The sequence below is a fragment of the Nonomuraea spiralis genome, from assembly GCF_014648435.1.
Lineage (GTDB): Bacteria > Actinomycetota > Actinomycetes > Streptosporangiales > Streptosporangiaceae > Nonomuraea > Nonomuraea spiralis.
Genome location: NZ_BMRC01000003.1, coordinates 19,637 through 44,212, shown reverse-complemented (window position 1 = coordinate 44,212; position 24,576 = coordinate 19,637). Strand labels below are relative to the sequence as shown.

Genomic DNA, 24,576 nt, shown 5'->3' with positions numbered 1-24,576 from the left:
CGAGCGCGAGTGGGCTGGCTTCGGTAGTCGCCAAGCTCCCCTCGTCGGTCGTCTCTGAGGGGTTACGGGGGTCACCCGTCTCCCCATAGTGCCACATGGTGAGATGGGCAGATGGCCGATGGTGTCGGAGCCGACGCCGTTCCGTTGACGCATTGTTAAACGCGGGATGACGGACCGCAGCTAAACCCCCTTTAAACTGCACAAAACGCAAGTTACGTGGCATAACTCTTCGAGGAGGCCGTACATGGCCCTCAGCCCCAAGGGCCGCCGTGGCTACGCTGTCGGCGCGCTCGCCCTGACCGCCGCTCTCGCCCTCAGCGCCTGTGGCAGCGAGTCCGGAGGCTCCTCCTCCGGCACCACCGGCGCGAGCGCGTCCGCGGCCGGCGGCGTGAAGCTCGTCCAGCCCGGCAAGCTCACGGTCTGCACGAACATCCCGTACGAGCCGTTCCAGTTCAAGGACGACAGCGGCAAGATCGTCGGGTTCGACGTGGACATCGTCGACCTCGCCGCGAAGAAGCTGGGCGTGACCCAGAACATCGTGGACATCGACTTCGCGGTGATCAAGAGTGGTGCCGCCATGGCCGCGGGCAAGTGCGACGTGGCCGCCGCCGGCATGACGATCACCGACGAGCGCAAGCAGAACATCGACTTCTCCGAGCCCTACTTCGACGCCACCCAGGCGCTGCTCGCCAAGAAGGGCACGGGCGCGAAGTCGCTCGAGGACATCAAGGCCAAGAACCTCAAGCTGGGCGCCCAGGCCAGCACGACCGGCCTCGACTACGTCAAGAAGCAGGGCTTCAACCCCACCGAGTACGCCGACTCGGCCAAGGAGCTCCTGGCCCTCCAGGCCGGGCAGGCCGACGCGATCGTCCAGGACCTCCCCGTGGTCCTGACCTGGCTGAAGAAGCCGGAGATCGCCGAGAAGTTCGAGCTGATCGCCAGCCTGGACACCGGCGAGCAGTACGGCATCGGCCTGAAGAAGGGCGCCGACCCCACCCTCCTCAAGACGATCAACGAGGAGATCACCAAGGCCAAGCAGGACGGCAACTACGAGAAGATCTACGTGAAGTGGTTCGGCAAGAAGCCCGGCGAGCTGGGCTGATCCATGGCCGAACAGCCGAAGACCGCTGAGCCTGGCCGAGCCGGGCTCAGCCCTCGGAAGAAGCAGCGGATCACGCGCGCCGTCCAGTACGTCGTGCTGGCGGCCGCGCTGGTCGCCGTGGCCCTGTACGCGGACTGGGCGAGCCTCGCGCAGAACTTCGCCAAGGTCGACGTGGCCGAGCAGGCGCTGCCCGACCTGTTCACGGTCGCGTTGCGGAACACGATCATCTACACGGTGGGCGGCTTCCTCGTCTCGTTCGTGTTCGGGTTGCTGCTCGCGCTCATGCGGTTGTCGCAGGTGCGGCCGTACCGGTGGATCGCGGTCATCTACATCGAGATCTTCCGTGGCCTGCCCGCGCTGCTGATCTTCCTGATGATCACCTTCCTGCCGCTGGCGTTGCCCGGGTTCCAGGTGCCGTTCGGCACGTACGGACAGGGCATCCTGGGCCTCGGCCTGGTCGGCGCCGCCTACCAGGCGGAGGTCTTCCGGGCCGGTCTCCAGGCGGTCCCGAGGGGCCAGACGGAGGCGGCCAGGTCGCTCGGCATGTCGGCGACCAGGGCGCAGGTGACGGTGGTCATCCCGCAGGCCATCCGCATGGTGATCCCGCCGACGACCAACCAGTTCGTGTCCCTGCTCAAGGACTCCTCGCTGGTGCTGTTCCTGGGCGTCTCCGGCGAGTACGTCGAGCTGGCCAAGTTCGGCAACGACCTGGCCTCCCAGTACGCCAACGCCACGCCCATCATGGTCGCCGGCGTGACGTACCTGATCGTCACGATCCCGCTGGGGTACCTCGCGTCCCGGCTTGAGGGGCGTAAGCGGAGGAGCCAATGACGCACGCCATCGAGCTACGAGACCTGCACAAGTACTTCGGCGGGAACCAGGTGCTCAAGGGCATCGACATGACGGTCGAGCCGGGCCAGGTGGTCTGCGTCATCGGGCCGTCCGGCTCGGGCAAGTCCACGCTGCTGCGCTGCGTGAACCTGCTGGAGCAGCCCACGAGGGGCCAGGTGTGCGTGCAGGGTGTGGAGGTGACCGATCCCGACGCCGACATCGACGCCGTACGACGCCGCATCGGGATGGTCTTCCAGCAGTTCAACCTGTTCCCGCACATGACCGCGCTGCAGAACGTCATGATCGCCCAGCAGCGCGTGCTGAAGCGCGGCAAGCGGGAGGCCGAGGTCGTGGCCCGGGAGAACCTGGAGAAGGTGGGCGTCGGCGCCAAGTGCGACTCCTACCCCGCCCAGCTCTCCGGCGGGCAGCAGCAGCGGGTGGCCATCGCCAGGGCCCTGGCGATGAACCCCGACCTGATGTTGTTCGACGAGCCCACCTCGGCGCTCGACCCCGAACTGGTCGGGGACGTGCTCACGGTCATGCGCAAGCTGGCCGAGGAGGGCATGACCATGCTCGTCGTCACGCACGAGATGGGATTCGCCCGCCAGGTGGCCGACCGGGTGGTGTTCATGGACGGCGGCGTCATCGTCGAGGACGGCGACCCCGCCCAGGTGATCGGCGACCCGCAGCACGAGCGCACCCGCACGTTCCTGCACCGGGTGCTGCACCCGGAGGAGTGACCCGCCCGGGCCCCCGGGGAGTCCCGGGGGCCCGGCAACTCGTGTAATACTCCCGCATGGACCTGACCTCTTACGCCGAGTGGGCGGTCCGCCTGATCAACGACCCCGCCCCGCCCCCGGAGCTGACCGGCCTGCGCGCCGAGCTGGCCTCCGTGTTCGACGTCGCGGGAGACGCGCGGGCGGTGGCCGAACGCCTCAACGCCCTGCTCGTACGCTATCCCGTGCACCCGCGGCTGTCCGACCACGACGGCCAGGGCTGGCACCTCCACCTGGCCGAGGACTCCGCGGCGAGCGCGGTGATGGGCCTGGCCGCCGTCGTCGCCGAGCTGGGCGCCGACCGGCTGGGCCGCTGCCACGAGCCGCGCTGCGCCCGCGCCTTCCTCGACACCTCCTCCAACCGCTCCCGCCGCTACTGCTCCCCCCGCTGCGCCACGCGCGCCAACGTGGCCGCCTACCGGCGCCGCAGGAGCGCCCAAGAGAGCTGAACGGTCACGTACGGGCGCCGAAGGGGCCGGAGGGTCATCCGCGGCGCATCAGCGGCCAGTAGCGCAGCACGACACGCCCGACGATCTCCTCGACCGGCCCGAAGTCCCAGCTGTCACGCCGGCCGCTCGCCTGCTGGTTGTCGCTCTCCAGCCACCAGCCGTCCGCGCCGTGCCATTGGGCGCGCTTCACGATGAGCCGATCGGGATCACCGGGCAGCCTGGCCACGACGAGGTCACCCGGGTGGACGGCCGCTCCCCTGCGTACGAGAAGCCAGTCTCCGGGGACCAGCGCGGGACGCATCGAATCGCCCTCGACACGCACTCTCATGGGCAGAGACCCCCTACTCCACGGGCCTTGGGACCCGAGTAAGGTCGGTTGTGGACCAAGCTGATTCAGCATCAAGGAAGGACTTTCTGATGCTCGCACGACTGCTACGACCCAAGCATGTCGCTTCCGCCCACTGCGACCTGCCCTGTGGGGTCTACGACCCCGCCCAGGCCCGGATCGAGGCCGAGTCGGTCAAGGCGATCATGGAGAAGTACGAGGCCAGCGACGACCCGGTCTTCCGTACCCGCGCGCTCATCATCAAGGAGCAGCGCGCCGAGCTGGTCAAGCACCACCTGTGGGTGCTCTGGACCGACTACTTCAAGCCCCCGCACCTGGAGCAGTACCCTCAGCTGCACCAGCTCTTCTGGGAGGCCACGAAGCTCGCGGGCGCCGCGGCCGCCAAGGGCACGGTCGACGGCGGCAAGGCCGACGAGCTCCTGGGCAAGATCGACGAGATCTCCAAGATCTTCTGGGAGACCAAGGCCGCCTAAAACGGCATATAAGGCTCTGTGTGGTTCCAGACCGCACAGAGCCTTTTCCGTTGATGGCGAGTCTGAATCCGCCAAGGACCTCTCAGGGGCGGTAAGTTGCAGTTGGCGTCGGAAACGCGAGGAGGAACGTGACCGAGGAAACCGAGACGCGTACGGAGGGCGTGGCCGGCATCCGTGACGTGGTGAGCATCAGGCTCCCGGCCGCGAGTGCCTACCTGTCTGTGCTGCGTACGGCTACCGCCGGACTGGCCGCCCGGCTTGACTTCACCCTGGACGAGATCGAAGATCTGCGCATCGCGGTCGACGAGGCGTGCGCCATGTTGCTGAGCGAGGCGGTCCCGGGCACCGACCTGACCGCCGAGTTCGAGCTGACCGGCGACGAGATGAAGGTCAGCGTCGAGGTGGCCACGGTCGGCAGCTCGGCCCCCAAGCGCGACGACTTCGCCTGGATGGTGCTGACCGCCCTGGCCGACGACGTCGACGCCGTGACCGACTCCCCCGACCGCATGGCGATCGTCCTGCGTAAGCGCCGAGGCGCAGCGAGGCCGGCGTGACGGAAAGGACTGGAGCCATGGCCACCAGCGAACACGCCGTGCCCGACAGGGTTCGCGCCCGCATGCTCTTCGCCGAGCTGGCCGAGCTGGGTCCCGAGGAACCGCGCCGCCAGCGCATCAGGGACGAGCTGGTCGAGCTTCACCTTCCACTGGTCGAGTACCTGGCCCGTCGTTTCCGCAACAGGGGCGAGTGGCTCGACGACCTCACCCAGGTCGCCACGATCGGCCTGATCAAGTCGATCGACCGGTTCGATCTCAAGCGCGGGGTGGAGTTCTCCACCTACGCCACGCCGACCATCGTCGGCGAGATCAAGCGGCACTTCCGCGACAAGGGCTGGGCGGTCCGCGTGCCGCGCCGCCTGCAGGAGTTGAAGCTCTCGCTGACCAAGGCCATCAGCGACCTGTCGCAGCGCGAGGGCCGCGCGCCCACCGTCGCCGAGCTGGCCGCCTACCTCAAGATGACCGAGGAGGAGGTGCTGGAGGGCCTTGAGTCGGCCAACGCCTACTCCACGGTCTCCCTCGACGCGCCCGACTCCGGCGACGACGACGCCCCCGCGGTGTCCGACTCGCTGGGCATCGTGGACGAGTCGCTGGAGGGCGTCGAATACCGCGAGTCGCTCAAGCCGCTGCTCGAACGGCTGCCGCCGCGCGAGAAGCGCATCCTGCTGCTGCGGTTCTTCGGCAACATGACGCAGTCGCAGATCGCGACCGAGCTCGGCATCTCGCAGATGCACGTGTCCCGGTTGCTGGCCCGTACCCTCGCCCAGTTGCGTGAGGGGCTGACCGCGGAGGACTAACCGTCCCCGTAGAGAGCATGGGTGGTGGGGGGCGCGAGCAGCGCCACCAGCCCGGTCAGGGCGACCACGATCAGCGGTACGCCGATCTGTGGCTGGTCCGACTGGATGAGCGTGACCCCGACGGGCAGCAGGAAGATCTGCGCCAGCACGCCGGGCGACCTCCCCCACCGCTCCGCCCGCAGCAGCCCGCCCCAGGCGACCCAGAGCAGCCCGGCCCCGACCAGCAACCCGAACGCCGACTCGGCGAGGGCCGTCGTGACGTTGTCAGGCGTGCTCACCACTGTCTCCACCGCGACGTAGACCCCGAGGCCGAGGGCGATGAGCCCTTCCACGGCCACGACGACGGCGGCGACGAGCAAACTCCACGGACGCTTCGACACAGCCAAACCCTACTCGCCCCACGGCCCGGTCCCGCCGGGGATGTTCCCCCACCCCGAGCAGGGCGGCGATCAGCGGCTACGCTGGCGATATGCGCGCAATGTTGCTGGTCAATCCCAAGGCCACCACCACCAACGCCCGCACGAGGGACGTGTTGATCCGCGCGCTCGGCGCGGCCGTGGAGCTGTCGGTGGAGGAGACCGGCTACCGGGGGCACGCGGCGGCGCTGGCGGCCACGGCCCACGCCAAGGGCTTCGACGTGGTGGCGGTGCTCGGCGGCGACGGCACCATCAACGAGACCGTCAACGGCCTGCTCAACCCGGTGGACAGCCACGACGGCCCGGTGGGCGACGATCCCAGCGCCGGCCGCCCCGGCCTCATCGTGATCCCCGGCGGCAGCGCGAACGTGTTCGCCCGCGGCCTGGGCCTGCCGAACGACCCGGTCGAGGCCACCGGCGCCGTCCTGGAGGCGCTCAGGGAGGGCCGGCGCAGGACCGTGGGGCTGGGTCAGGCCCTTTGGGAGGGGCACAGCAGGTATTTCACGTTCTGCGCGGGCATGGGGTACGACGCCGAGGTCGTACGGGCCGTGGAGGGCCTGCGGGGGACCGGGCGGAAGGCTACCCCGACCCGGTATGTGAACACGGCTCTGCGGCACTATCTGGCCACGGACAAGCGGCATCCCGCCATGACGCTGACCGGCCCGGGCATCCCGGCGGTCGAGGGCGTGTTCATGGCGATCATCTCCAACACCTCGCCGTGGACGTACGTGGGCGTCAAGCCGGTGACGCCGACGCCGTGGGCGAGCTTCGAGACCGGCCTCGACCTGCTCGGGCTGAAGCGGATGGGCCCCCTCCCGATCGCCGCGCTGATCCGGCGTATCCTCACGGAGAGTGACGCCCTCCCGTCCGGCAAACACCTGGTCCAGTTGCACGACGAGGCCGAGTTCACCCTCACGGCCGACCGTCCCGTGGCCTTCCAGCTGGACGGGGACTACCTGGGCGAACGCGAAACCGTAACGTTCCGGTCTACCCCGAACGCGTTACAAGTTCTGGTCTAGCCGGTTACATTCGGTCATTGTGTGACGCATCCGACATCCATAACCGCCAAAACTTCGCCTCAACCCTCTTGCGTGCACTCTGCGTGGCTGGAAGGCTCAAGACTGACGTCGGAACGTAGGACCTTTAACAACCCCGAGGCCCTCCGGCGGTCAGGCGGACAACCCCGGCCCAATACCTGGTCCCGGGTAATGTTCGCGCGAGTTAGTGAAACTCTTCACAAAGTAGTAGCCGCACGGAGCCGACCAAAGGTTCCATCTACTAAGGAGTGGACGCATGGACTGGCGCCACCGAGCTGCCTGCCGTGACGTGGACCCCGAGCTGTTCTTCCCGATCGGCAACACCGGCCCCGCCCTGTCGCAGATCGACGAGGCCAAGCAGGTCTGCCGGTCCTGCCCGGCCATGGACGCCTGCCTGAAGTGGGCGCTGGAGTCCGGACAGGACGCCGGCGTCTGGGGCGGCCTGAGCGAGGACGAGCGCCGCGCCCTCAAGCGCCGCACCGCCCGCGCGCGTGCCCGCGCCTCCGCCTGACCCGACCTTCTCCACCAGCCTTTCTCCACCAGAGCCGCCCAGCTTGGCGTGATCGACGTTTCCGCCAAGACCCCGCCGCGTCGAGCACGCGGCGGACAGGTTCGCAACCGGCCGGGCGCGCCGCCCCCAGGCGGATCGCCCGGCCGAACCACGTATCAGGCGGCCGGCAGCGGGATCGACAACCCGACGTGCGTGCCGCCGCCCTCACGCGGCTCGATCGTGAGCTTGCCCGACAACTCCCCCTCCACCAGCGTGCGGACGATCTGCAGCCCCAGACTGGTGGACTTGTCCAGGTCGAAGTCCTCAGGAAGGCCGCGCCCGTCGTCCCAGACGGTGACGTTCAGCCGGTCGAGGGCGGGCTCGACCAGCACCTCCAGCCGCCTCGGGCGTCCGTGTTGCAACGCGTTCTGCAGCAGCTCGGTCAGCGCCATGGCCAGCGGCGTGGCGATGAGCGAGGGCAGCACGCCGAACGCGCCGACCCGGCGGGGCATGACCGCCGCCTCGGCCGCCGACACCTCGCCGGCCATCGCGATCACCCGGTCGGCGATCTCGTCGAAGTCGACGAACTCCTCCGGCGCGTGCGACAACGTCTCGTGCACGATGGCGATCGAGCCGACGCGACGTACGGCCTCCTCCAGCGCCTCGCGGCCTTCGGGCACCTGAAGGCGCCGGGCCTGGAGGCGCAGGAGCGCGGCGACGGTCTGCAGGTTGTTCTTCACGCGGTGATGGATCTCGCGGATGGTCGCGTCCTTGGTCATCAGCTCGCGCTCGCGCCGCCGCAGCTCTGTGACGTCCCTGATCAGTACGAGCGCGCCGATGCGGCCGCCGCCCACGATCAGCGGGATCGCCCTGAGCTGCACGATCGTGCCGCCCGACTCGACCTCGGTCTCCTTGGCCGCCCGTCCGCTGGCCACGATCATCAGGTCTTCGTTGATCGGCTCGTCGGAGTAGCACAACGTCGCCGTCACCCGGCCCAGCTCGGCGCCGACCAGGTCTGCGTGCAGGCCCAGCCTGCGGTAGGCCGACAGGGCGTTGGGCGAGGCGTACGTGACGCGCCCGGCCCGGTCGAGCCTGAGCAGGCCGTCGCCGACGCGGGGCGAGCGGACCAGGATCGGCTCCTCCCCCGAGAACGGGAAACGCCCCTCGGCGACCATCTGCGCCAGGTCGGACGCGCTCTGGAGGTAGGTCAGCTCCAGCCTGGACGGGGTGCGGGCCGAGGACAGGTTCGTGGAGCGCTGGATCACGCCGAGGAAGCGGCCCTCGCCGTTGTCGACCGCGCGGCGCACCGGGATCGTCTCCTCGCGGACCGGGACGCCGGTGGACCAGTCGGGGTCGCCCTCGCGGCAGATGCGGCGTTCGTTCCAGGCGGTGTCGATGAGGTGGCGTTCGCCTCTGGCGGCCACGCTGCCGACGATGTCGTCGTGGTAGACGGTGGGGCCGGTGGTGGGGCGCATCTGGGCGATGGCGATCCAGCCGTTCTCACCGAGCAGCGGCGCCCACAGGATGAGGTCGGCGAAGGACAGGTCGGCCAGCAGCTGCCAGTCGGAGACCAGCGAGTGGAGCCAGTCGAGGTCCGCCTCGTCGAGTGCGGTGTGGCGGGCGACGAGGTCGCTGAGAGTCGGCACGAGTGCATCATGCGTGCTTTTCCCGCCAACAGCCAAACCGACCCCCTGATCGAATGCGCAGCTCCTGGCCGGGGAAGGACTCCGCACGGCGGGACACGGGTGCGGCACGGGTGCGGCACCGTGCACCCGGCGCGACTTTCGGGGAATCTCATACTGTGAGAACCGTCACACGGCGGGATCGCTCGATCCCCATGACGGGGCTTCACGGGCATTGCCGGAGGTGATCGACACGGGCGGGTGGCTCCTCGACGACGCGGGCCGCGTACCGGCCTCGGTTGCGATCGCGCACGCTGCTGTGGATATCCTTCACAATCAGTCTGAGCTGCCCGGATTCGCGCGTACTTGGCGGTTTGCGCGCTCCGTGCGGATATGCCGTCCTCCCAGGTGGTTGACCGCTCGGGCCGATATGAGTTCCGATGATCTCGCGGTGATCAGACACGCCCTCACCGCCGTGCCAGAAGTGAAGGTGAGAGCGTGACCGACGACGGCCCCCGCGTTCCCAAGTACTACGACGTGAAGCGCAGTCTTCTGGAGCTCACCAAGAGCCTGCCCGCGGGCACCGCCCTGCCCCCCGAGCGCACGCTCGCCGTGCGGTTCGAGACCTCGCGCACCACCGTCCGGCAGGCGCTGACCGAGCTGGTCGTGGAGGGCAGGCTGCTGCGCATCCAGGGCAAGGGCACGTTCGTGGCCCAGCCGAAGGTGGCGCAGGTGCTCCAGCTCACGTCCTACATCGGCGACCTGCGCACAGCGGGCCTGGAGCCGGACACCAAGATCCTGGAGATCGGCTACATCACGGCCGACGAGGCGCTGGCGCGGCGGCTGGCCATCAACCCCGGCGGCCGGGTGCTGCGCATCCACCGGCTCCGCCTGGCCAACGGCGAGCCGGTCTCGATCGACACCACCCACCTGTCGGCCCGGCGTTTCCCCCGCCTGCGCCGCGAGCTGGAGGTGCACGCCTCCCTGTACGAGACGCTGCACAACGCCTACAACGTACGGCTCACGGACGCCGAGGAGATCATCGAGACCGTGCTCGCCACCCCGTACGACGCCAAGGCCCTCGGCGTCGACGTGGGCCTGCCGATGCTCCTGCTGACCCGCCACGCCTTCGACGCCGACGGCCACCCGGTGGAGTGGGCGCAGTCCCTCTACCGCGGCGACCGGTACAAGTTCGTCACGCGCCTGCGGCGTCCCTGACCGGCCTGGCGGGCGGCGGCTTCTAGGCTGTGACGATGAGCGTTCTCGTCGTGGCCGGCACCGACTCCGGCGTGGGCAAGACCGTCGTGTCCGCCGCGCTGGCCGTACTGGCGAAAGAGCGCGGGTCGTCCGTCGCGGTGGTGAAGCCGGCGCAGACCGGCGGCGGCCACGACCTCGACGAGGTGATCCGGCTCTCCGGGGTGGGCACCACGTTCGAGCTGACGCGCTTCGAGGAGCCGCTGTCGCCCGCCGCCGCCGCGCGGCTGGCCGGGGTGCCGCCGTTGTCGGTGCCGGCGGCCGCCCGGTTCGTCGAGGAGCTGGCCGAGAGCAACCGGCTGGTCGTCGTCGAGGGCACGGGCGGGCTGCTGGTGCGCTTCGACGAGGACGGCGCGACGATCGCCGACCTGGCCCGGCTGGTGGGCGCGCAGGTGCTCGTGGTGGCGGGGGCCGGGCTCGGGGCGCTCAACCACACCGCGCTGACTTTGGAGGCGCTGGCGCACCGGGGGCTCGACCTGGCGGGGGTGGTGATCGGGCGGTGGCCGCGGGAGGCCGGGATCACCGAGCGGAGCGACGTCGGCGATCTGGAGATGCTGGCCGCGCGGCCGCTGGCGGGAGTGCTGCCCGAGGGAGCCGGACGACTCGGCCGCGAGGCGTTCGCTCAGGTGGCGCGCGAGGGGCTGAGCGCCGTACTGGGCGGTTCGTTCGATCCGGCCGCCTTCAAGCGGCGGCTCGGGGTGCCGTAGCTTCAGCAGGCGGCTTCGGGGAGGCGGCAGACCTTGACGGTCATCGCGCGGGCCTTGCCCAGCAGCCCCTTGAAGCCCTTGAGCGGCAGGCTCCTGGTCGGCCAGGCCGACTCGCCCACGATGTAGAGCGCCGCGCCGCGCCTGACCGCCACCGCGTGCTCGCCGCTCTCGAAGAAGCGCCCGCCGGCGCGCAGGCCGTCGTCGCCCACGTCCAGGGGCTTGGTGAAGTAGCGGTAGCGGTTGTGGCCCTTGCCCACGTCGGCGCAGCGCCTCAGGTCCGCGCGCAGCAGGCTCATGGCGGCCTCGGCGTGCCGGACGTCCCGGTAGACGACGAGCTGCTCGTACTTCATCTCGTCCTCGTTGGAGTAGAGCACGGCGCGCGTCTCCAGGCGCCCGCCGTCGCGCTGACGGCGGGACAGGCACGGGTTGAGCTGGAGCGGCAGCGTCTTGGAGTTCTCGACCGTGTACGTCTCCCACCGCTCGGCGGGCGGGTGCTTCTCCAGGAACAACATGCCGTGCGGTAACCCGCCGGCGATCGTGGACGCGGCCGCCAGCGCGGCGACCCCTGCTGCGAACATGCGAACCTCCCGTTGGCGATCCCGTTCTGGAGGTGAGATGTCCGCTGTGCGGGAAAGGTTCGAGGGTGGGGCTAGCCCTACCGTCCACCGACACACCAGGCCCATTTCGTGGTGGTCCATCCGGTCAATACCTTTGACCCATGAAAGTCCCCCGTCCCTGGTCGGCGCGCACCTGGCTCGACACGTCCCATGTGATGATCGGGCTGCCGGTCGCCGTGGTGCTCGGCGGGCTGACGCTGATGCTGGCCGTGGCCCCGCCGGTGCTGCGGCGCGGCGTGCCGGTGTTCACCCGGGTGCAGCGGTCCAGGTTCGCGGCCTTCCTCGGCGTACGCATCCCGCCGGTGCCGGCGCCGGTCGACTGGCGCGGCGCGTCCACGTGGCGGCAGATCGCCTACCACCTGCTGTCGCCGTTCGTGGGCGCGGTGGCGGCCGTCCTGGTCGCGCTGGCGTGGGGCGGGGCCGTGGTGGGGCTGTTGTCGTTCATCCCGCCGCGGGTGCAGGGGCCGCCGCTGGTGTTCCTCGTCGATCTGCGTAATCCGGTGATCGTGGGGATCTCCATGGCCGTCGGGCTGGTGTTACTGCTGCTCGCCCCGGTCCTGGCCAGGGGCATGGCGACGCTCGACCTGTCGGTGGCCCGTACGCTGCTCGGCCCCAGCCGTACGGAGCTGGGGCAGCGCATCGAGACGCTGACCGAGAGCCGGGCCGGCGTGATCGACGCGGCCGACGCCGAGCGCCGCAGGATCGAGCGCGACCTGCACGACGGCGCCCAGCAGCGCCTGGTCTCCCTCGCCATGAACCTCGGCCTGGCCAGGGCCACCCTCACCGACCTGCCCGAGCCGGCCCGCGAGGCGATCGCACAGGCCCACGAGGAGGCCAAGCAGGCGCTCAAGGAACTGCGCGACTTCGTCCGCGGCCTGCATCCGGCCGTGCTCAACGACCAGGGGCTCGACGCGGCGCTCTCCGGCGTCGCGGCCCGCGCCCCCCTGCCCGTACGCCTGCGCGTCGACATCGACCGGCGCGCATCCCCGACCATCGAGGCGGTGGCCTTCTTCATCGTGTCCGAAGCACTGACCAACATCGCCAAACACGCCGCGGCCACCAGGGCCGAGGTGACCGTCCGGCGCGAGGGCGACCGCCTGCACGTGCTCGTCCACGACGACGGCTGCGGCGGCGCCCGGCTGGACGGCGGCACCGGGCTGCGCGGCCTGGCCCAGCGCATCGACTCCGTGGACGGCACACTGCGCCTGTCCAGCCCGTTCGGCGGGCCGACCGCGATCGAGGTGGATCTTCCGTGCGAGTAGTGCTGGCCGAGGACTCGGTCCTGCTGCGCGAGGGCCTGATCAGGCTGCTCGACGCGTCCGGCTTGCGGGTGGTGGCGGCCGTGGACGAGGCCGAGAGCCTGCTGCGGGCCGTCGAGGAGCACCGGCCGGAGCTGGTGATCACCGACGTGCGGATGCCGCCCACGCACACCGACGAGGGGCTGCGCGCCGCTCTCGTGCTGCGTCGCCAGCACCCCGGCCTGGCCGTGCTGGTGCTCTCCCAGTACGTCGAGGAACGCTACGCCGCCCGCCTGCTGGCCTCGGCGACCGGCGGCGTCGGCTACCTGCTGAAGGACCGGGTGGCCGACGTGACGGAGTTCATCGACGCCCTGCGCCGGGTCGCGGGCGGCGGCACCGCGCTCGACCCCGAGGTGGTGGCCCAGCTCCTGCTGCGCGGCAACAGCGACCCCCTGGAACGGCTGACGCCCCGCGAGCACGAGGTGCTCAAGCTCATGGCCGAGGGCCGCTCGAACGCCGGCATCGGCCAGTCGCTCGTGCTCAGCGAGGGGGCCGTGGGCAAGCACATCGGCAACATCTTCACCAAGCTCGACCTGCCCCCCGCGGAGGGGGATCACCGCCGGGTGCTCGCCGTCCTGCAGTTCCTCAAGATCAGGAGCATGCCGTGAGAGCCGTCTGGCTGACGGCGGGGGCCCTGGCGACCGTGGCCGCGCTGCTGCTGTCCACCATCCTGGTCTGGAACGGGTTCGCGCGGGCCACCGCGCCGCAGGAGAGGCGTCTCAGGTCGATCCCGTTCGCGCTGGACAAGCTGAAGGTCACGACGGGCAGCGGCGAGGTGAACCTGGAGATCGTGCCGGGCCCGGCGGGAGAGCTCACGCTCGACCGGTCCGTGGGCTGGACCTCGATCGACCGGCCGGTGATCACCGAGGACTGGAACGGCGACACCCTGCGGCTCGACATCCGGTGCCGGGGCTCGCGCCAGCCGGACGGTCCCGTGTGCCGGGCCGACTACACCCTCCTGGTGCCGTTCGAGACCGAGGTCGAGGCCCGTACGACCGTCGGCGACCTCATGGTCGGCCAGGTGATCGGCGCCGTACGGCTGACGACCGTGTCGGGGGACGTGCTCGCCGACGGGGTCACCGGCGAGGTCTGGGCCAGGTCGGGTTCGGGGTCCATCCGCGGCAACTCGCTGCTCGGCGGCCGGGCCGACGTGGAGACCGGCTCGGGCGACGTACGGCTCGACTTCGCCAATCCGCCTCTTTCGGTCAGGGCCGTCGCGCGGGCCACGGGCGACATCGAGCTGCGGATGCCGGCGGAGACCTACGACGTGACGGCCGAGGGCCGGCGTACCGAGGTGGAGGTCGACGCGGCGAAGGGCGCGCCCCGGAAGATCGAGGCGCGGGCGCCACTGGGCACGGTTCGCGTCTGCTGCGGATAGCGAAGATCGTCTAAGTTTGTAACCCGGCGACATGACCTGAAGGAGGCTCCATGGCCGGGATTGACACGACCGTCCCCCACTCCGCCCGCATCTGGAACTACTGGCTCGGCGGCAAGGACAACTACGAGGTCGACAGGATCGCGGGCGACGAGTTCCTGAAGATCTTCCCGGGCATGCGCGAGGGCGCCCGCGAGTCCAGGGCGTTCCTCGGGCGCACGATCACGTACCTGACGGCCGAGGCCGGGATCCGGCAGTTCCTCGACATCGGCACCGGCCTGCCCACGGCCGACAACACCCACGAGATCGCCCAGCGGCTCGCGCCGGAGTCCAGGGTCGTCTACGCGGACAACGACCCGCTCGTGCTGGCCCACGCCCGCGCCCTGCTGGTCGGCACGCCCGAGGGCGCGACCGACTACATCGACGCCGACGTACGGGAGCCCGGCGCGATCCTCGCCGCGGCCGGGAAGACGCTCGACTTCGGCCGGCCGATCGCGCTCAACCTGAGCGGCATCATGGGCCACGTGACCGACGACGACACCGCCCTCGCGATCGTGGGCGAGCTCATGGACGCCCTGCCCGCCGGCAGCTACTTGGCCCTCAACGACGGCACGAACGTGCACAGCCAGGCCAACAGGGACGCCCACGACCAGTACAACCAGAGCGGCGCGCTGCCCTACGTCCAGCGCAGCCCCGAGCAGATCGCCCGCTTCTTCGACGGCCTGGAGCTCGTCGAGCCCGGTCTGGTGTCGGTGTCGCGCTGGCGTCCGGCCACCGTGGGCCTGCCCGAGGAGGTCGAGGGCTACGGCGCGGTCGCACGCAAGCCTTAAGGTCTGTTTACTCTTGTGACTGGTTGGTAAGTTCCCGGCATGGAGTCTGCGAAGCACGCCGGTGACGTCGCCGTCGCCGTGTCCAAGGCCTATGGCGTCGAGACCATGTTCACGCTCTCGGGAGGACACGTCTTCCCGCTGTACGACGGCGCGGTGCACGAGGGCATGCGCATCCTCGACGTACGCCACGAGCAGAGCGCCGTCTTCGCCGCCGAGGCGACGGCCAGGCTGACCAGGAATCCCGGTCTGGCCGTGCTGACCGCGGGCCCGGGCATCACCAACGGCGTCAGCGGCATCGCGACCGCGCACTTCAACGGCTCGCCCGTGGTCGTCATGGGCGGCCGGGCGCCCCAGTCGCGCTGGGGCAGCGGCGCACTGCAGGAGATGGACCACCCGCCGCTGCTCGGCCCGATCACCAAGCTGTCGTTCACCGCCTCCGGCGCCGACTCCGTCGGCCAGGACGTCGAGTCGGCCTTCCGCACCGCCGTCGCGCCCCACCGCGGCCCGGTCTTCGTCGACTTCTACATGGACCACCTGTTCGCCCCCTCGCCCGCCCACGAGGTGCACACTCAGTCGCCCTCGCCGCTGGAGCCCGACCCCGGCGACCTGGCCGCCATCGCCCGGCTGCTGGCCGAGGCCGAGCGCCCGGTGCTGGTCTACGGCTCCGACGTGTGGATGGACCGGGCCGAGGAGGCCGCGCGCGACTTCGCCGAGACCTGGCGGCTGCCGGTCATCCCCAACGGCCAGGGCCGCGGCATCCTGCCCGCCGGGCACGAACTGCTCGTCACCCGCGCCCGCGGCGCCGCGTTCGCCCAGGCCGACCTGGTCATCGTGATCGGCACCCCGCTCGACTTCCGCCTCGGCTACGGCTGGTTCGGCGGCAAGGACGGCGCGCCGCTGGCCCGCGTCGTGCACATCGCCGACGCGCCCTCGCAGCTCGCCACCCACATGCAGCCCGCCGCCAAGGCCGCGGGCGACCTGTCGGTGGTGTTGTGGAGCCTCGACGCGGCCTGTGGCGACGCGGGCGTCAAACCCAGCTCATACGCCTCCTGGTTGTCGAAGTTGTCCGACACCGCCGCTGCGGCGATCGCGGGCGACGCCGAACTCCTGGCCGCCGACTCCGACCCGATCCACCCCATGCGCATCTACGGCGAGCTGGGCAAGGTCCTGGCCGAGGACGCCGTGGTGATCGGCGACGGCGGCGACTTCGTCTCCTACGCCGGCAAGTACGTCGAGCCCAGGCAGCCGGGCAACTGGCTCGACCCCGGCCCGTACGGATGCCTCGGCACCGGGCTCGGTTACTCCATCGCCGCCCGCCTGGCCCGCCCGTCCTCGCAGGTCGTGCTCCTGCTCGGCGACGGCGCCGCCGGCTTCTCCCTGATGGACGTCGACACCCTCGTACGCCACCGCCTGCCGGTCGTCATGATCTGCGGCAACAACGGCATCTGGGGCCTGGAGAAGCACCCCATGCAACTCCTGTACGGCTACGACGTGGCCGCCGAGCTGCAACCCCAGTGCCGCTACGACCAGGTCGTGACCGCGCTGGGCGGCGGCGGCGAGCTGGTCACCAAGCCGTCGGAGATCGGGCCCGCGCTGCGCAGGGCGTTCGACTCCGGCGTCCCGTACATGGTCAACATCGCCACCGACCCGCAGGTCGCCTACCCCCGCAACACGACCGGGATCTGACCCCCACGACTACTTCGACGTGGCCGAGGGGGTCGAAGACGGGGTCGGCGTCGTGCAGACCCCGTCGATCACGTAGAGCGTGACCACCTTCGTCTCCGGGACCACCGTTCCACCGGCCGGCACCGTCTTGGTGATCCGGCGGCAGGCGGGGTCGTCGGTGGTCACCGAGGTGTCGCGGACGCGCACCATCAGCCCCGCAGCCTCGACCATCTCCTGCCCCTTGAGGAAGGGCAGCCCGGCGACCTTGGGCACCGTGATGTTCTTGACCGTCGGCGTCGGCGTGCTCGTCGGCGTCTTGGTCGAGCCCTTCGTGGTGGTCGGGGTGGCGGTGGGCGTGGACGTCGGCTCCGGCTCCTCCGTCGGCTCCTCGGTCGGGACGTGCGTGGGCGGCCTGGTGGTGATCTGCACGGGCGACTTCGTGGCCGGCGTCGGCGTGGGCTTGGGAGGCTTTTTGCCGCCGGTCTTCGTCGGATCGGGCTCGTCGTCGACGTTGCCCTTGTGCGTGGCCGTAACCGTCGGCGTCGGTTCGCCCGGCACCATGCCCGTCAGCGCGACCGCGCCCGCGCCGACCCCCAGCACCACCGCGACGGCCAAGCCCACGACCAGCCCGGTCCTGCGCGGCGCCTTGGCGGCGCGGCGGCCGCCCGGGCGGCGCTCGCCCACGGCCGCGGTAGTCTCCTCCGCCGACGCCGGCAGGTGCGCCCCCGTCTGGAACGCCCCCTGCCCGCCCGCCGGCTGCCCGCCCTGGTAGCCGGGAGCTTGCCCGGTCTGGTACGCGCCGGTCTGCGGCTGCTGGTACGCGCCGGTCGGGCCGCTCTGTCCCTGCTGGTAGGACCCGGCCTGGTACGCACCCGTCTGGAAGGACTCGGCGGGCGGCGGCATCGTGGCGCCGGTGGCCGGCGGCGCGATCTCGGCCACCGGCGTGATCGCCTGGCCCGACCCGGCCGCGCGGGCCGCCTCACTCATCGCCTTCGCCGTCGGGAACCGCCGGACGGGATCCTTCGACAGCGCCACCTCGACCAGCGTCCGGATCGGCGGCGGGATGTCGGCGGGCAGCGGCGGCGGAGCCTCGCGGATGTGCTTGAGCGCGATGGTGACCGCGCTGTCACCGTCGAACGGCCGCTGTCCCACCAGGCATTCGTAGGCGACCACGCCGAGCGCGTAGATGTCCACGGCCGGCGTGACGGGAGCGCCCTCGGCCTGCTCGGGCGCACAGTACGCGGCCGTGCCCAGCACCATGCCGGCGTCGGTGAGCCGGTTGGCCAGATCGGAACGCGCGATGCCGAAGTCGGTGAGCACCAGCGTGCCGTCGCGCTGTACCAGCAGGTTGCCCGGCTTCACGTCACGGTGCACGATCCCCTGGTCGTGCACCGCCTGAAGCGCCGAGGCGGCCTGCGCGATGAGCTCCATGGCCGCCTGAGGCGGGATCCGGCCCAGCCGGGCCAGCAGCCGGTCGAGCGGCTCGCCGTCCACGAACTTCATGACGAGGTAGACGGTGTCCCCGCTCACCCCGTAGTCGTAGACATCGACCACGCCGGGATGGTTGATCGTGGCCATCGCCCGCGCTTCCCCCTGGAAGCGGGCGACGAATCCACGGTCATCCATGCGGCCTGGGAGCAGCACCTTGACGGCGACGGTGCGGGCGAGCACGATGTCCTCGCCTCTCCACACCTCGCCCATGCCGCCGGCGCCGATGCGGGTATCCAGTCGATACCGCCCGGCCAGCGTCGTCCCTTGGGCCACCATGACTCCCCCGCTACCCCCCTACATCGGTAACCTCGCCCACCCCGCGGTTCTCCAACAAAGCGAACTTTTGTCGCGGTGAGGTAACACAGTGGTCACGGAAACTCCGAGAGTGTACCGGTCTCAGCAGTCCCACATGCCACTCATATGCCGCAAGCCGTACAAACCCTATCCTGGGGCCTTATAGGCGCGGTTGTCCGCGTTTCCTGGAGATCAGAATTGCCCTGGGTACGCTGGTCCTCATGACGCTCGCACCAGGACTCCGCTCCCAACTCCTCACCATGGTCGAAAGGTCCGACACGGCGGAGAAGATCGGCAGCGGCGACGTGCCCGTGCTGGCGACTCCCCGGCTGCTCGCCCTGGCCGAACGGGCCACGGTCGAGGCCATACGCCCCCACCTGGCCGAGGGCGAGACCTCGGTCGGCACCCGGGTCGAGCTCGAACACCTGGCCGCCAGCCCCCTCGGCGCCCACGTCGAGCTCGCCGCCGAACTCACCGAGGTCGACGGACGACGCCTGGTCTTCGCCTTCGAGGCCCGCGACACATGCGGCACGGTCGTCGGCAGGGGCACGGTCGAGCGGGTGGTCGTCGACCGCGCCAAGTTCGTGGAGCGCGCTACTCGATGACGGCGATCAGGTCGCCTTCCTGGATCACGTCGCCCTCGGCCACCTTGATCTGGGTCACCACGCCCTCGTCCTCTGCGAGCACCGGGATCTCCATCTTCATGGACTCCAGGATGACCAGCGTGTCGCCCTCGGAGACCGGGTCGCCCTCGCGGACGACCACCTTCCACACGTTCGACACCATCTCGGCGCGTACCTCAGCCACCGGGACTCCCCTCTTCCGACCGACCGACAATGTCACGCGGCTCAGGCCCGCATCCGGCCGACCAGACCCGTGTCGTAGTCTCCCGCGACAAACTCGGCGTTCTCCAGCAACTCGGCACAGAATGCCAGATTGCTCCTCGGCCCCTCGACAGTGAACTCCGCGACCGCCTTCCGTCCCAGCTCCAGCGCCTCGGTACGGTCGGCCCCCACCACGCACAGCTTGGCCATCAGCGGGTCGTAGTACATGGTGACCGTGTTGCCCGCCTCGTAGCCGGAGTCGACGCGGATGCCGTCTCCGGCGGGCTCCTCCCAGGTGCTGATCCGGCCGGGCCCCGGCAGGAAGCGCTTGGGGTCCTCGGCGTAGACCCGGAACTCGATCGCGTGCCCGGCGGGCTCGGCGGCGACCTCGGGGCTCTCCCCCGCGGCGACGCGAAGCTGCAGCTCCACCAGGTCGAGGCCGGTGACCAGCTCAGTGACCGGGTGCTCGACCTGGAGCCTGGTGTTCATCTCCAGGAACACGAAGTCCTGGGCGTCGGCGTCGACCAGGCACTCGACCGTGCCCGCCCCCACGTAACCGACGGCCTCGCCGGCCCGTACGGCCGCGGCCAGCATGCGTTCGCGCAGCTCGGCACTGATCCCGGGGGACGGCGACTCCTCGACGACCTTCTGGTGGCGGCGCTGCACCGAGCAGTCGCGTTCGCCCAGGGCCAGCACCCGGCCGTCGGGCAGGCCGAGGATCTGCACCTCGACGTGGCGGGCGCGTTCGACGTAGCGCTCCAGCAGGACCGCGGGCCCGGCCAGCGCGTCACCGGCGCCGCCCGCCGCGGCCGCCGCGGCGAACCTGGCCGCCGCCCTGGCCGCCTGCTCGAACGCCCTGGCCAGCTCGGCGTCGTCGCGGGCCACGCTCATGCCGACCCCGCCGCCCCCGCCGGCGGTCTTGACCATGACCGGATAGCCGATCAGCTCGGCCGCGTCGAGCGCGGAGATCAGGTCGGTGACCGCCTCCCTGGTGCCCGCCGCGACCGGCACGCCGGCCGCCTCCATGAGGTTCCTGGCGTCGATCTTGTCGCCCATCCGGTCGATGGACTCCGGCGACGGCCCGATCCACACCAGCCCGGCCTCGATCACCGCCCGCGCGAACGCGGCGTTCTCCGACAGGAAGCCATAACCCGGGTGGACGGCCCCCGCCCCCGTGGCGCGAGCGGCTTCCAGCACCTTGGCGGGGTCGAGATAGCTCTGGGCGGGGTCGGCCGGGCCGATCAGCACGGCCTCGTCGGCCTCGCGTACGAACGGCAACCCGGCGTCGGCCTCGGAGTGGACGGCGACGGCACGCAGCCCCATCCGCTTGACCGTACGGATGACGCGCCGCGCGATCTCCCCCCGGTTGGCGATCAGAACGGGTCCGAGCGTCTCAGCAATCACGCGGACAACCCTATGGCCGCCGCCGGGCTGTCCCCTTCCCTCGGGCGCACCGATCAGGAGAGCACGTTCTGTAGGAACCCCACAAAGGCCGGCGTACCGGTCAGATCCGGCCCCTGCCCACCACTCGGGCGAGGGCGTCGAGCGCGTCGGCGTCGTACGAGCTGCCCGCCGTGAGCCTGATCCGCTCCAGCGCCGCCCCGGACCGGTCACGATCGGTGGACGGCCCCACCAGGTCGTCGTAGGCGTTGGCGACCTTGATGATGCGGCTGGACAGCGGCGGGTCGTCGGCGATCTCCTCACACTGACGGCGGACCACCTCGGCCACCCGGTCGAGCACGCCCGTCTGCCTGATCACCTCGGCCCCCAGCTCGGCGATGCGCCGCGCCTGCTCCGGATCGGTCAGCACGGTCGCGCCCCCGGGGATGGGGTCGCGCAGCGAGAGCTGGCCGATGTCGTGCATGAGCGCGGCGTACTCCAGCTCCAGCAGCTCGGGCTCGGCCATGCCCAGCTCCCGGCCGACGGCCACGGACAACCGCGACACCCGGCGTGAGTGGCCGGGCTCGACGTAGCCGCCCACCTCGGTCACCCGCGACAGGGCGCGTACGGTCTGCAGGTAGGTGGCGCGGATGCCGGCGTACTTGCGGAAGGCCACCTGCGTGACCAGCAGCGGCGCGGCGAAGACCAGCAGCGCCACCAGGTCCATGCTGTGCGTGGCGAGCGCGAGCAGCACGCCGGAGGCGGCCACGGCGGCCCCCAGCGGGAACGCCATGTTGATCTCGTCGCGCACGGCCACCCGGAACGCGGTGCGCAGCCGCTCGGCCCGCAGCAGCGCGGCGATCAGCACGTCGATCAGCAGCGTCACCGTGATCAGCGAGACCATCACCACGAGCGCCGGCCACCAGGTGTGGGGCCCGGGAGGCGGCTTGGTGAGCTGGTAGAGCGGGTCGGCCAGCGGGCGGAAGGCGAAGGCCAGCAGCGCGCCGGTGAGCAGGCGGCGGGCCATCGCGTCGAGCCGCGGCGGGCGGCCGACGGCCAGGTGGGGCAGCGCCCCGGCGATCATCCCGGCCGCGATCACGGCCACGACCTGCAACGCGGAGTGGCGCAACTGGTTCTGGCTGAGGTCGAGCAGCAGGGTGTAGCCGAGCGCCGCGGCGGCGCCGATGGGCGCGACCTCCCTGTTGCCCGGCATGGTCAGCCGGGCCAGCTCGCCGACCGCGATCAGCGCGCCGAACCCGATGGCGATCTCGGGACGGTCGAGCCCGACGGCCGCCGTGTGCGCCACGCCCGCGACGGCGACCAGCCCGGCCGCGCAGATCAGCAACAACTGGCCCGAGTCGAGCCTGCGCAGGACGGTGGTCGCCGCCCTGTCGGTGCGCCGGACGCGCTCTGCGGTCGTCATGGCCCGCTCACGACCTGGATGGGCATCGTCGGGTCGTCGTGGTCCTTGATCGCGGCCTCGGCGGCGTCGGGCGGCGGCGTCTCGACGCGGCGCGGCGGCTGCCACGGATTACGTTCCAGCGCCCTGATGAACGCGGCCACCATGACCGGGTCGAAGTGTGTGCCCGAGCACTTGCGCAGCTCCTCCACGGCCACCTCGACCGGCCGCGCCCCGCGGTAGGAGCGGTCGGAGGTCATCGAGTCGAACGCGTCGGCCACCGCGATCACCTTGGCGAACTCGGGGATCTCGTCGCCGGCCAGGCCCATCGGGTAGCCGGTGCCGTCGTGGCGCTCGTGGTGGTGCATGATCCCGGCGTAGGCCTCGTCGAGGAAGCCGATGCCGCGGACGATCTCCAGCCCGCGCATCGGGTGGAGCTGGATCGCGGCCAGCTCCGCCTCGGTGAGCGGCCCGTCCTTCTGCAACACCTTCGTGGGCACGCCGAGCTTGCCGACGTCGTGCAGCATGCCGGCGTAGCGGATCGCGCGTACACGTTCGAGGCCCATGCCGATCTCCTGGGCGATCATGCTGGAGGCGAGCGAGACGCGGGTGCAGTGGCCGCGGGTGTAGTAGTCCTTGGTCTCGACCGCCTGGCAGAGCGCCGCGATGGTGGCGTCGTACGAGCGCTGCTGGGCGTGGTACTGGCCGAACGCCCACCGGGCCACGAACAGCGGCATCAGCACCAGCACCGCCGAGATCGACTGCACGGTCGCCCACAGCCCGGCCACCAGCAACCCGAACGTGCCGTAGCCGAGGTAGGACAGCAGGAACTGGACCATGCCGCGCAGCGGCACCTCCGTGGCCCGCACGCTGGTGGCCAGGCTGATCATGGTCAGCGTGAGCACGATGTTGAGCGGCACGAAGACGGCGGTGGCGGCGGCGTAGGGCCCGATGAGGCTGTCGAACTCGTTGACCCGCGGCACCCCGATCGTGCCGTTGAGCCCTTCGTAGACCCAGCCGGAGGCGTAGCCGCAGACGGCGAACTGGGCGCCGTTGAACAGCCGCTTGATCAGCGGCAGCCCCGGCCGCACGCTCACCGCGGCGGTGAGCCCCACGAGCGCCGCGCCCTCCGGCCCGATCAGCACGACCGCGGCCAGCGACGCCGAGAAGCTCACCGAGACCGCGAACTGCTCGACGTTGAGCAACGTCGGCATCGACTCGCACACCAGGAAGAGCAGCGCGAGCACCAGCAGGATGTCGAGATTCTCCGGCGCCACGAGAGGGCCGGAGACCATCGCGCTGTGCCCGATGAGAGCGGCCGCCGCCGCGATCACGGCGACCAGGTAGACCCTCGCGGGCCAGGGCAGGTCACGCATTGCGGCCCCCTACGGCGGTCAGGTCCAGGAAACCCCGGGGGGCAGCGCGCCGATGCCGGTCAGGGCCACCACCGAGGTGATCAGGATGATGGCTGCGAGCGACCGGGCGATCCTGTCCTTCAACATCCCACATGCCTCCACGTCGTCTGCTGACGTTCACGCTACAGAAGAGGACGTCACCGTACGGGCGGAGTGGGAAATCGCAAGCAAAGTGTAATCAAGCAACTACCTGGCGCGACCCCGAGCCCAGGCCACGGTGTTCTTGACGCCCGTCGGCAGGTCGGTACGCGGCTCCCAGCGCAGCCCCTCGTACGCGGGCACCGGGTCCACGGCCATCGCGGGCAGGTCGCCGACGCGCGGCTGCGCGAACCCCGGCTTGTCCTGGGCCCCGGCCGCGTCGGCGATCAGCGAGTGCAGGCGCCTGTCGGCGGTCTGGATGCCGGTGCCGAGGTTGAAGCGGCGGCCGTTGCCGTCCTGGCCGCAGGCCCTGACGAAGCCGTCGACCACGTCGTCGACGTAGACGTAGTCGCGGGTCTGGGTGCCGTCGCCGTAGAGGACCGTGGGGGTGCCGTTGAGCAGGGCGTCGGTGAAGATCGACACCACGCCGGCCTCGCCGTCGGGCGACTGGCGGGGGCCGTAGACGTTGGAGAGCACCAGCGTGGTGTACTCCAGGCCGTAGAGGGCGCGGAAGGTGGACAGGTAGATCTCGGCGCTCAGCTTGGAGGCCGCGTACGGCGAGCGCGGGTCGGTCGGCGCGTCATCCGGCACGGGAATCGTGGACGGACGGCCGTAGACCGCCACGGACGAGGCGAACACCACCTTGCGCGTGGTGCCCTCCTTCGCCGCCGTGAGCACCGACGCGGTGCCCTCGACGTTGACCCGGGCGTCGTGGACGGGATCGGCGACGCTCCTGCGTACGCTGATCTGGGCGGCCAGGTGGCAGATCACCTCGGGCCGCAGCTCGGCCGCCAGCCCGATGATCGCCGGATCGCGCACGTCGAGCACGTGCAGGCTGAAACGGTCGCTCTCGGCCGCACTGGCCAGATTGTCCCTGCTCCCGGAGGACAGGTCGTCGACGGCGACGACCTCGTGTCCGTCCGCGAGCAGGCGGTCGACGAGGTTCGACCCGATGAAACCGGCACCACCGGTGACTAGCACGCGCATGGCGTGAAT

The 24,576-nt window shown here is 70.6% G+C and carries 27 protein-coding genes; 17 read left to right on the top strand and 10 right to left on the bottom strand.

Annotation, left to right across the window (positions count from 1 at the left end; genetic code table 11):
• The first annotated feature begins 244 nt into the window (after positions 1 to 244).
• Genes IEZ27_RS07545 through IEZ27_RS07530 form a run of 4 tightly spaced genes read left to right on the top strand, consistent with a single transcriptional unit; the run spans position 245 to position 3,158 of the window.
• Positions 245 to 1,102: an ABC transporter substrate-binding protein gene (locus IEZ27_RS07545; RefSeq protein ID WP_125648144.1), complete on the top strand. Its 858-nt coding sequence runs from the start codon at positions 245 to 247 to the stop codon at positions 1,100 to 1,102.
• A 3-nt stretch (positions 1,103 to 1,105) separates the two neighbouring features.
• Positions 1,106 to 1,933: an amino acid ABC transporter permease gene (locus tag IEZ27_RS07540; RefSeq protein WP_189646569.1), complete on the top strand. Its 828-nt coding sequence runs from the start codon at positions 1,106 to 1,108 to the stop codon at positions 1,931 to 1,933.
• A complete protein-coding gene (locus IEZ27_RS07535) occupies positions 1,930 to 2,673 on the top strand; it encodes an amino acid ABC transporter ATP-binding protein (RefSeq protein ID WP_189646568.1) in 744 nt (247 codons plus the stop codon). Before IEZ27_RS07540 ends, IEZ27_RS07535 begins: the two co-directional genes overlap by 4 nt.
• Positions 2,674 to 2,729: 56 nt before the next feature.
• A complete protein-coding gene (locus IEZ27_RS07530) occupies positions 2,730 to 3,158 on the top strand; it encodes a CGNR zinc finger domain-containing protein (RefSeq protein ID WP_125648136.1) in 429 nt (142 codons plus the stop codon).
• Positions 3,159 to 3,192: 34 nt separating this feature from the next.
• On the opposite strand, the gene IEZ27_RS07525 is transcribed toward IEZ27_RS07530, so the two are convergent.
• The gene (locus tag IEZ27_RS07525; RefSeq protein ID WP_189646567.1) at positions 3,193 to 3,486 is read right to left on the bottom strand and encodes a S24 family peptidase; all 294 of its coding nucleotides are present in this window, start codon (positions 3,484 to 3,486) and stop codon (positions 3,193 to 3,195) included.
• A gap of 89 nt (positions 3,487 to 3,575) precedes the next feature.
• On the opposite strand from IEZ27_RS07525, the gene sodN reads away from it, so the two are divergent.
• The 3 genes from sodN (at position 3,576) to IEZ27_RS07510 (ending at position 5,328) form a co-directional block, all read left to right on the top strand.
• Positions 3,576 to 3,977 carry a superoxide dismutase, Ni gene (sodN, locus tag IEZ27_RS07520; RefSeq protein WP_125648129.1) on the top strand — a complete coding sequence of 134 codons (402 nt, stop codon included), beginning with the start codon at positions 3,576 to 3,578 and terminating at the stop codon, positions 3,975 to 3,977.
• Between the two features lie 128 nt (positions 3,978 to 4,105).
• Positions 4,106 to 4,531 carry an ATP-binding protein gene (locus IEZ27_RS07515; protein WP_189646566.1) on the top strand — a complete coding sequence of 142 codons (426 nt, stop codon included), beginning with the start codon at positions 4,106 to 4,108 and terminating at the stop codon, positions 4,529 to 4,531.
• Positions 4,532 to 4,548: 17 nt separating this feature from the next.
• Complete coding sequence (locus IEZ27_RS07510; RefSeq protein ID WP_189646565.1) at positions 4,549 to 5,328, top strand: RNA polymerase sigma factor SigF; 780 nt, start codon at positions 4,549 to 4,551, stop codon at positions 5,326 to 5,328.
• Here IEZ27_RS07510 and IEZ27_RS07505 read toward each other — a convergent pair.
• A complete protein-coding gene (locus IEZ27_RS07505) occupies positions 5,325 to 5,708 on the bottom strand; it encodes a hypothetical protein (RefSeq protein WP_125648123.1) in 384 nt (127 codons plus the stop codon). The two genes, IEZ27_RS07510 and IEZ27_RS07505, sit on opposite strands and share 4 nt — an antisense overlap.
• An 89-nt stretch (positions 5,709 to 5,797) precedes the next feature.
• Here IEZ27_RS07505 and IEZ27_RS07500 point away from each other — a divergent pair, with 89 nt between their 5' ends.
• Both IEZ27_RS07500 and IEZ27_RS07495 read left to right on the top strand, forming a co-directional pair.
• On the top strand, positions 5,798 to 6,763 hold the full coding sequence (locus IEZ27_RS07500) for a diacylglycerol/lipid kinase family protein (protein WP_189646564.1): 966 nt from the start codon (positions 5,798 to 5,800) through the stop codon (positions 6,761 to 6,763).
• Positions 6,764 to 7,037: 274 nt separating this feature from the next.
• Positions 7,038 to 7,292, top strand: a complete 255-nt coding sequence (locus IEZ27_RS07495) for a WhiB family transcriptional regulator (protein ID WP_125648118.1) — start codon at positions 7,038 to 7,040, stop codon at positions 7,290 to 7,292.
• A 155-nt stretch (positions 7,293 to 7,447) separates the two neighbouring features.
• Here IEZ27_RS07495 and IEZ27_RS07490 read toward each other — a convergent pair whose 3' ends face one another.
• Positions 7,448 to 8,917, bottom strand: a complete 1,470-nt coding sequence (locus IEZ27_RS07490) for a PAS domain-containing sensor histidine kinase (RefSeq protein ID WP_189646563.1) — start codon at positions 8,915 to 8,917, stop codon at positions 7,448 to 7,450.
• 474 nt (positions 8,918 to 9,391) lie between these two features.
• Between IEZ27_RS07490 and IEZ27_RS07485 the strand changes: the two genes are divergently transcribed.
• On the top strand, positions 9,392 to 10,111 hold the full coding sequence (locus IEZ27_RS07485; protein WP_125648113.1) for a GntR family transcriptional regulator: 720 nt from the start codon (positions 9,392 to 9,394) through the stop codon (positions 10,109 to 10,111).
• A 35-nt stretch (positions 10,112 to 10,146) separates the two neighbouring features.
• A complete protein-coding gene (gene bioD, locus IEZ27_RS07480; RefSeq protein WP_189646562.1) occupies positions 10,147 to 10,854 on the top strand; it encodes a dethiobiotin synthase in 708 nt (235 codons plus the stop codon).
• Between the two features lie 2 nt (positions 10,855 to 10,856).
• Here the strand turns inward: bioD and IEZ27_RS07475 are convergent, their stop codons facing one another.
• The gene (locus IEZ27_RS07475; RefSeq protein ID WP_189646561.1) at positions 10,857 to 11,432 is read right to left on the bottom strand and encodes a hypothetical protein; all 576 of its coding nucleotides are present in this window, start codon (positions 11,430 to 11,432) and stop codon (positions 10,857 to 10,859) included.
• 140 nt (positions 11,433 to 11,572) lie between these two features.
• On the opposite strand from IEZ27_RS07475, the gene IEZ27_RS07470 reads away from it, so the two are divergent.
• Genes IEZ27_RS07470 through IEZ27_RS07450 form a run of 5 tightly spaced genes read left to right on the top strand, consistent with a single transcriptional unit; the run spans position 11,573 to position 16,660 of the window.
• A complete protein-coding gene (locus tag IEZ27_RS07470; RefSeq protein WP_125648103.1) occupies positions 11,573 to 12,733 on the top strand; it encodes a sensor histidine kinase in 1,161 nt (386 codons plus the stop codon).
• Positions 12,724 to 13,377, top strand: a complete 654-nt coding sequence (locus tag IEZ27_RS07465; RefSeq protein ID WP_189646560.1) for a response regulator — start codon at positions 12,724 to 12,726, stop codon at positions 13,375 to 13,377. Before IEZ27_RS07470 ends, IEZ27_RS07465 begins: the two co-directional genes overlap by 10 nt.
• Positions 13,374 to 14,147: a DUF4097 family beta strand repeat-containing protein gene (locus IEZ27_RS07460; RefSeq protein ID WP_189646559.1), complete on the top strand. Its 774-nt coding sequence runs from the start codon at positions 13,374 to 13,376 to the stop codon at positions 14,145 to 14,147. The genes IEZ27_RS07465 and IEZ27_RS07460 overlap by 4 nt, the downstream gene beginning before the upstream one ends.
• A 50-nt stretch (positions 14,148 to 14,197) precedes the next feature.
• Positions 14,198 to 14,974 carry an SAM-dependent methyltransferase gene (locus tag IEZ27_RS07455; protein ID WP_189646558.1) on the top strand — a complete coding sequence of 259 codons (777 nt, stop codon included), beginning with the start codon at positions 14,198 to 14,200 and terminating at the stop codon, positions 14,972 to 14,974.
• A 39-nt stretch (positions 14,975 to 15,013) separates the two neighbouring features.
• Positions 15,014 to 16,660: an acetolactate synthase gene (locus tag IEZ27_RS07450; protein WP_189646557.1), complete on the top strand. Its 1,647-nt coding sequence runs from the start codon at positions 15,014 to 15,016 to the stop codon at positions 16,658 to 16,660.
• A gap of 9 nt (positions 16,661 to 16,669) precedes the next feature.
• Here IEZ27_RS07450 and IEZ27_RS07445 read toward each other — a convergent pair whose 3' ends face one another.
• A complete protein-coding gene (locus IEZ27_RS07445; RefSeq protein WP_189646556.1) occupies positions 16,670 to 18,406 on the bottom strand; it encodes a serine/threonine-protein kinase in 1,737 nt (578 codons plus the stop codon).
• Between the two features lie 239 nt (positions 18,407 to 18,645).
• Between IEZ27_RS07445 and IEZ27_RS07440 the strand changes: the two genes are divergently transcribed.
• Entirely contained in the window at positions 18,646 to 19,029 is a 384-nt protein-coding gene (locus IEZ27_RS07440; RefSeq protein WP_189646555.1) for a thioesterase family protein, read from the top strand.
• Here the strand turns inward: IEZ27_RS07440 and IEZ27_RS07435 are convergent.
• The 5 genes from IEZ27_RS07435 to IEZ27_RS07415 all read right to left on the bottom strand — a co-directional run bounded on the left by IEZ27_RS07435 (position 19,019) and on the right by IEZ27_RS07415 (position 24,567).
• A complete protein-coding gene (locus tag IEZ27_RS07435; protein ID WP_189646554.1) occupies positions 19,019 to 19,231 on the bottom strand; it encodes a biotin/lipoyl-binding carrier protein in 213 nt (70 codons plus the stop codon). The genes IEZ27_RS07440 and IEZ27_RS07435 overlap by 11 nt on opposite strands.
• Before the next feature lie 41 nt (positions 19,232 to 19,272).
• Positions 19,273 to 20,652 (bottom strand): acetyl-CoA carboxylase biotin carboxylase subunit, encoded by a 1,380-nt coding sequence (locus IEZ27_RS07430; protein ID WP_229823592.1) that lies wholly within the window; start codon positions 20,650 to 20,652, stop codon positions 19,273 to 19,275.
• Positions 20,653 to 20,752: 100 nt separating this feature from the next.
• Positions 20,753 to 22,051: an HD-GYP domain-containing protein gene (locus IEZ27_RS07425; RefSeq protein ID WP_189646553.1), complete on the bottom strand. Its 1,299-nt coding sequence runs from the start codon at positions 22,049 to 22,051 to the stop codon at positions 20,753 to 20,755.
• Positions 22,048 to 23,403, bottom strand: a complete 1,356-nt coding sequence (locus tag IEZ27_RS07420; RefSeq protein WP_125648078.1) for an HD-GYP domain-containing protein — start codon at positions 23,401 to 23,403, stop codon at positions 22,048 to 22,050. The genes IEZ27_RS07425 and IEZ27_RS07420 overlap by 4 nt, the downstream gene beginning before the upstream one ends.
• A 225-nt stretch (positions 23,404 to 23,628) precedes the next feature.
• A complete protein-coding gene (locus IEZ27_RS07415; protein ID WP_189646552.1) occupies positions 23,629 to 24,567 on the bottom strand; it encodes an NAD-dependent epimerase/dehydratase family protein in 939 nt (312 codons plus the stop codon).
• Between the last annotated feature and the right edge of the window lie 9 nt (positions 24,568 to 24,576).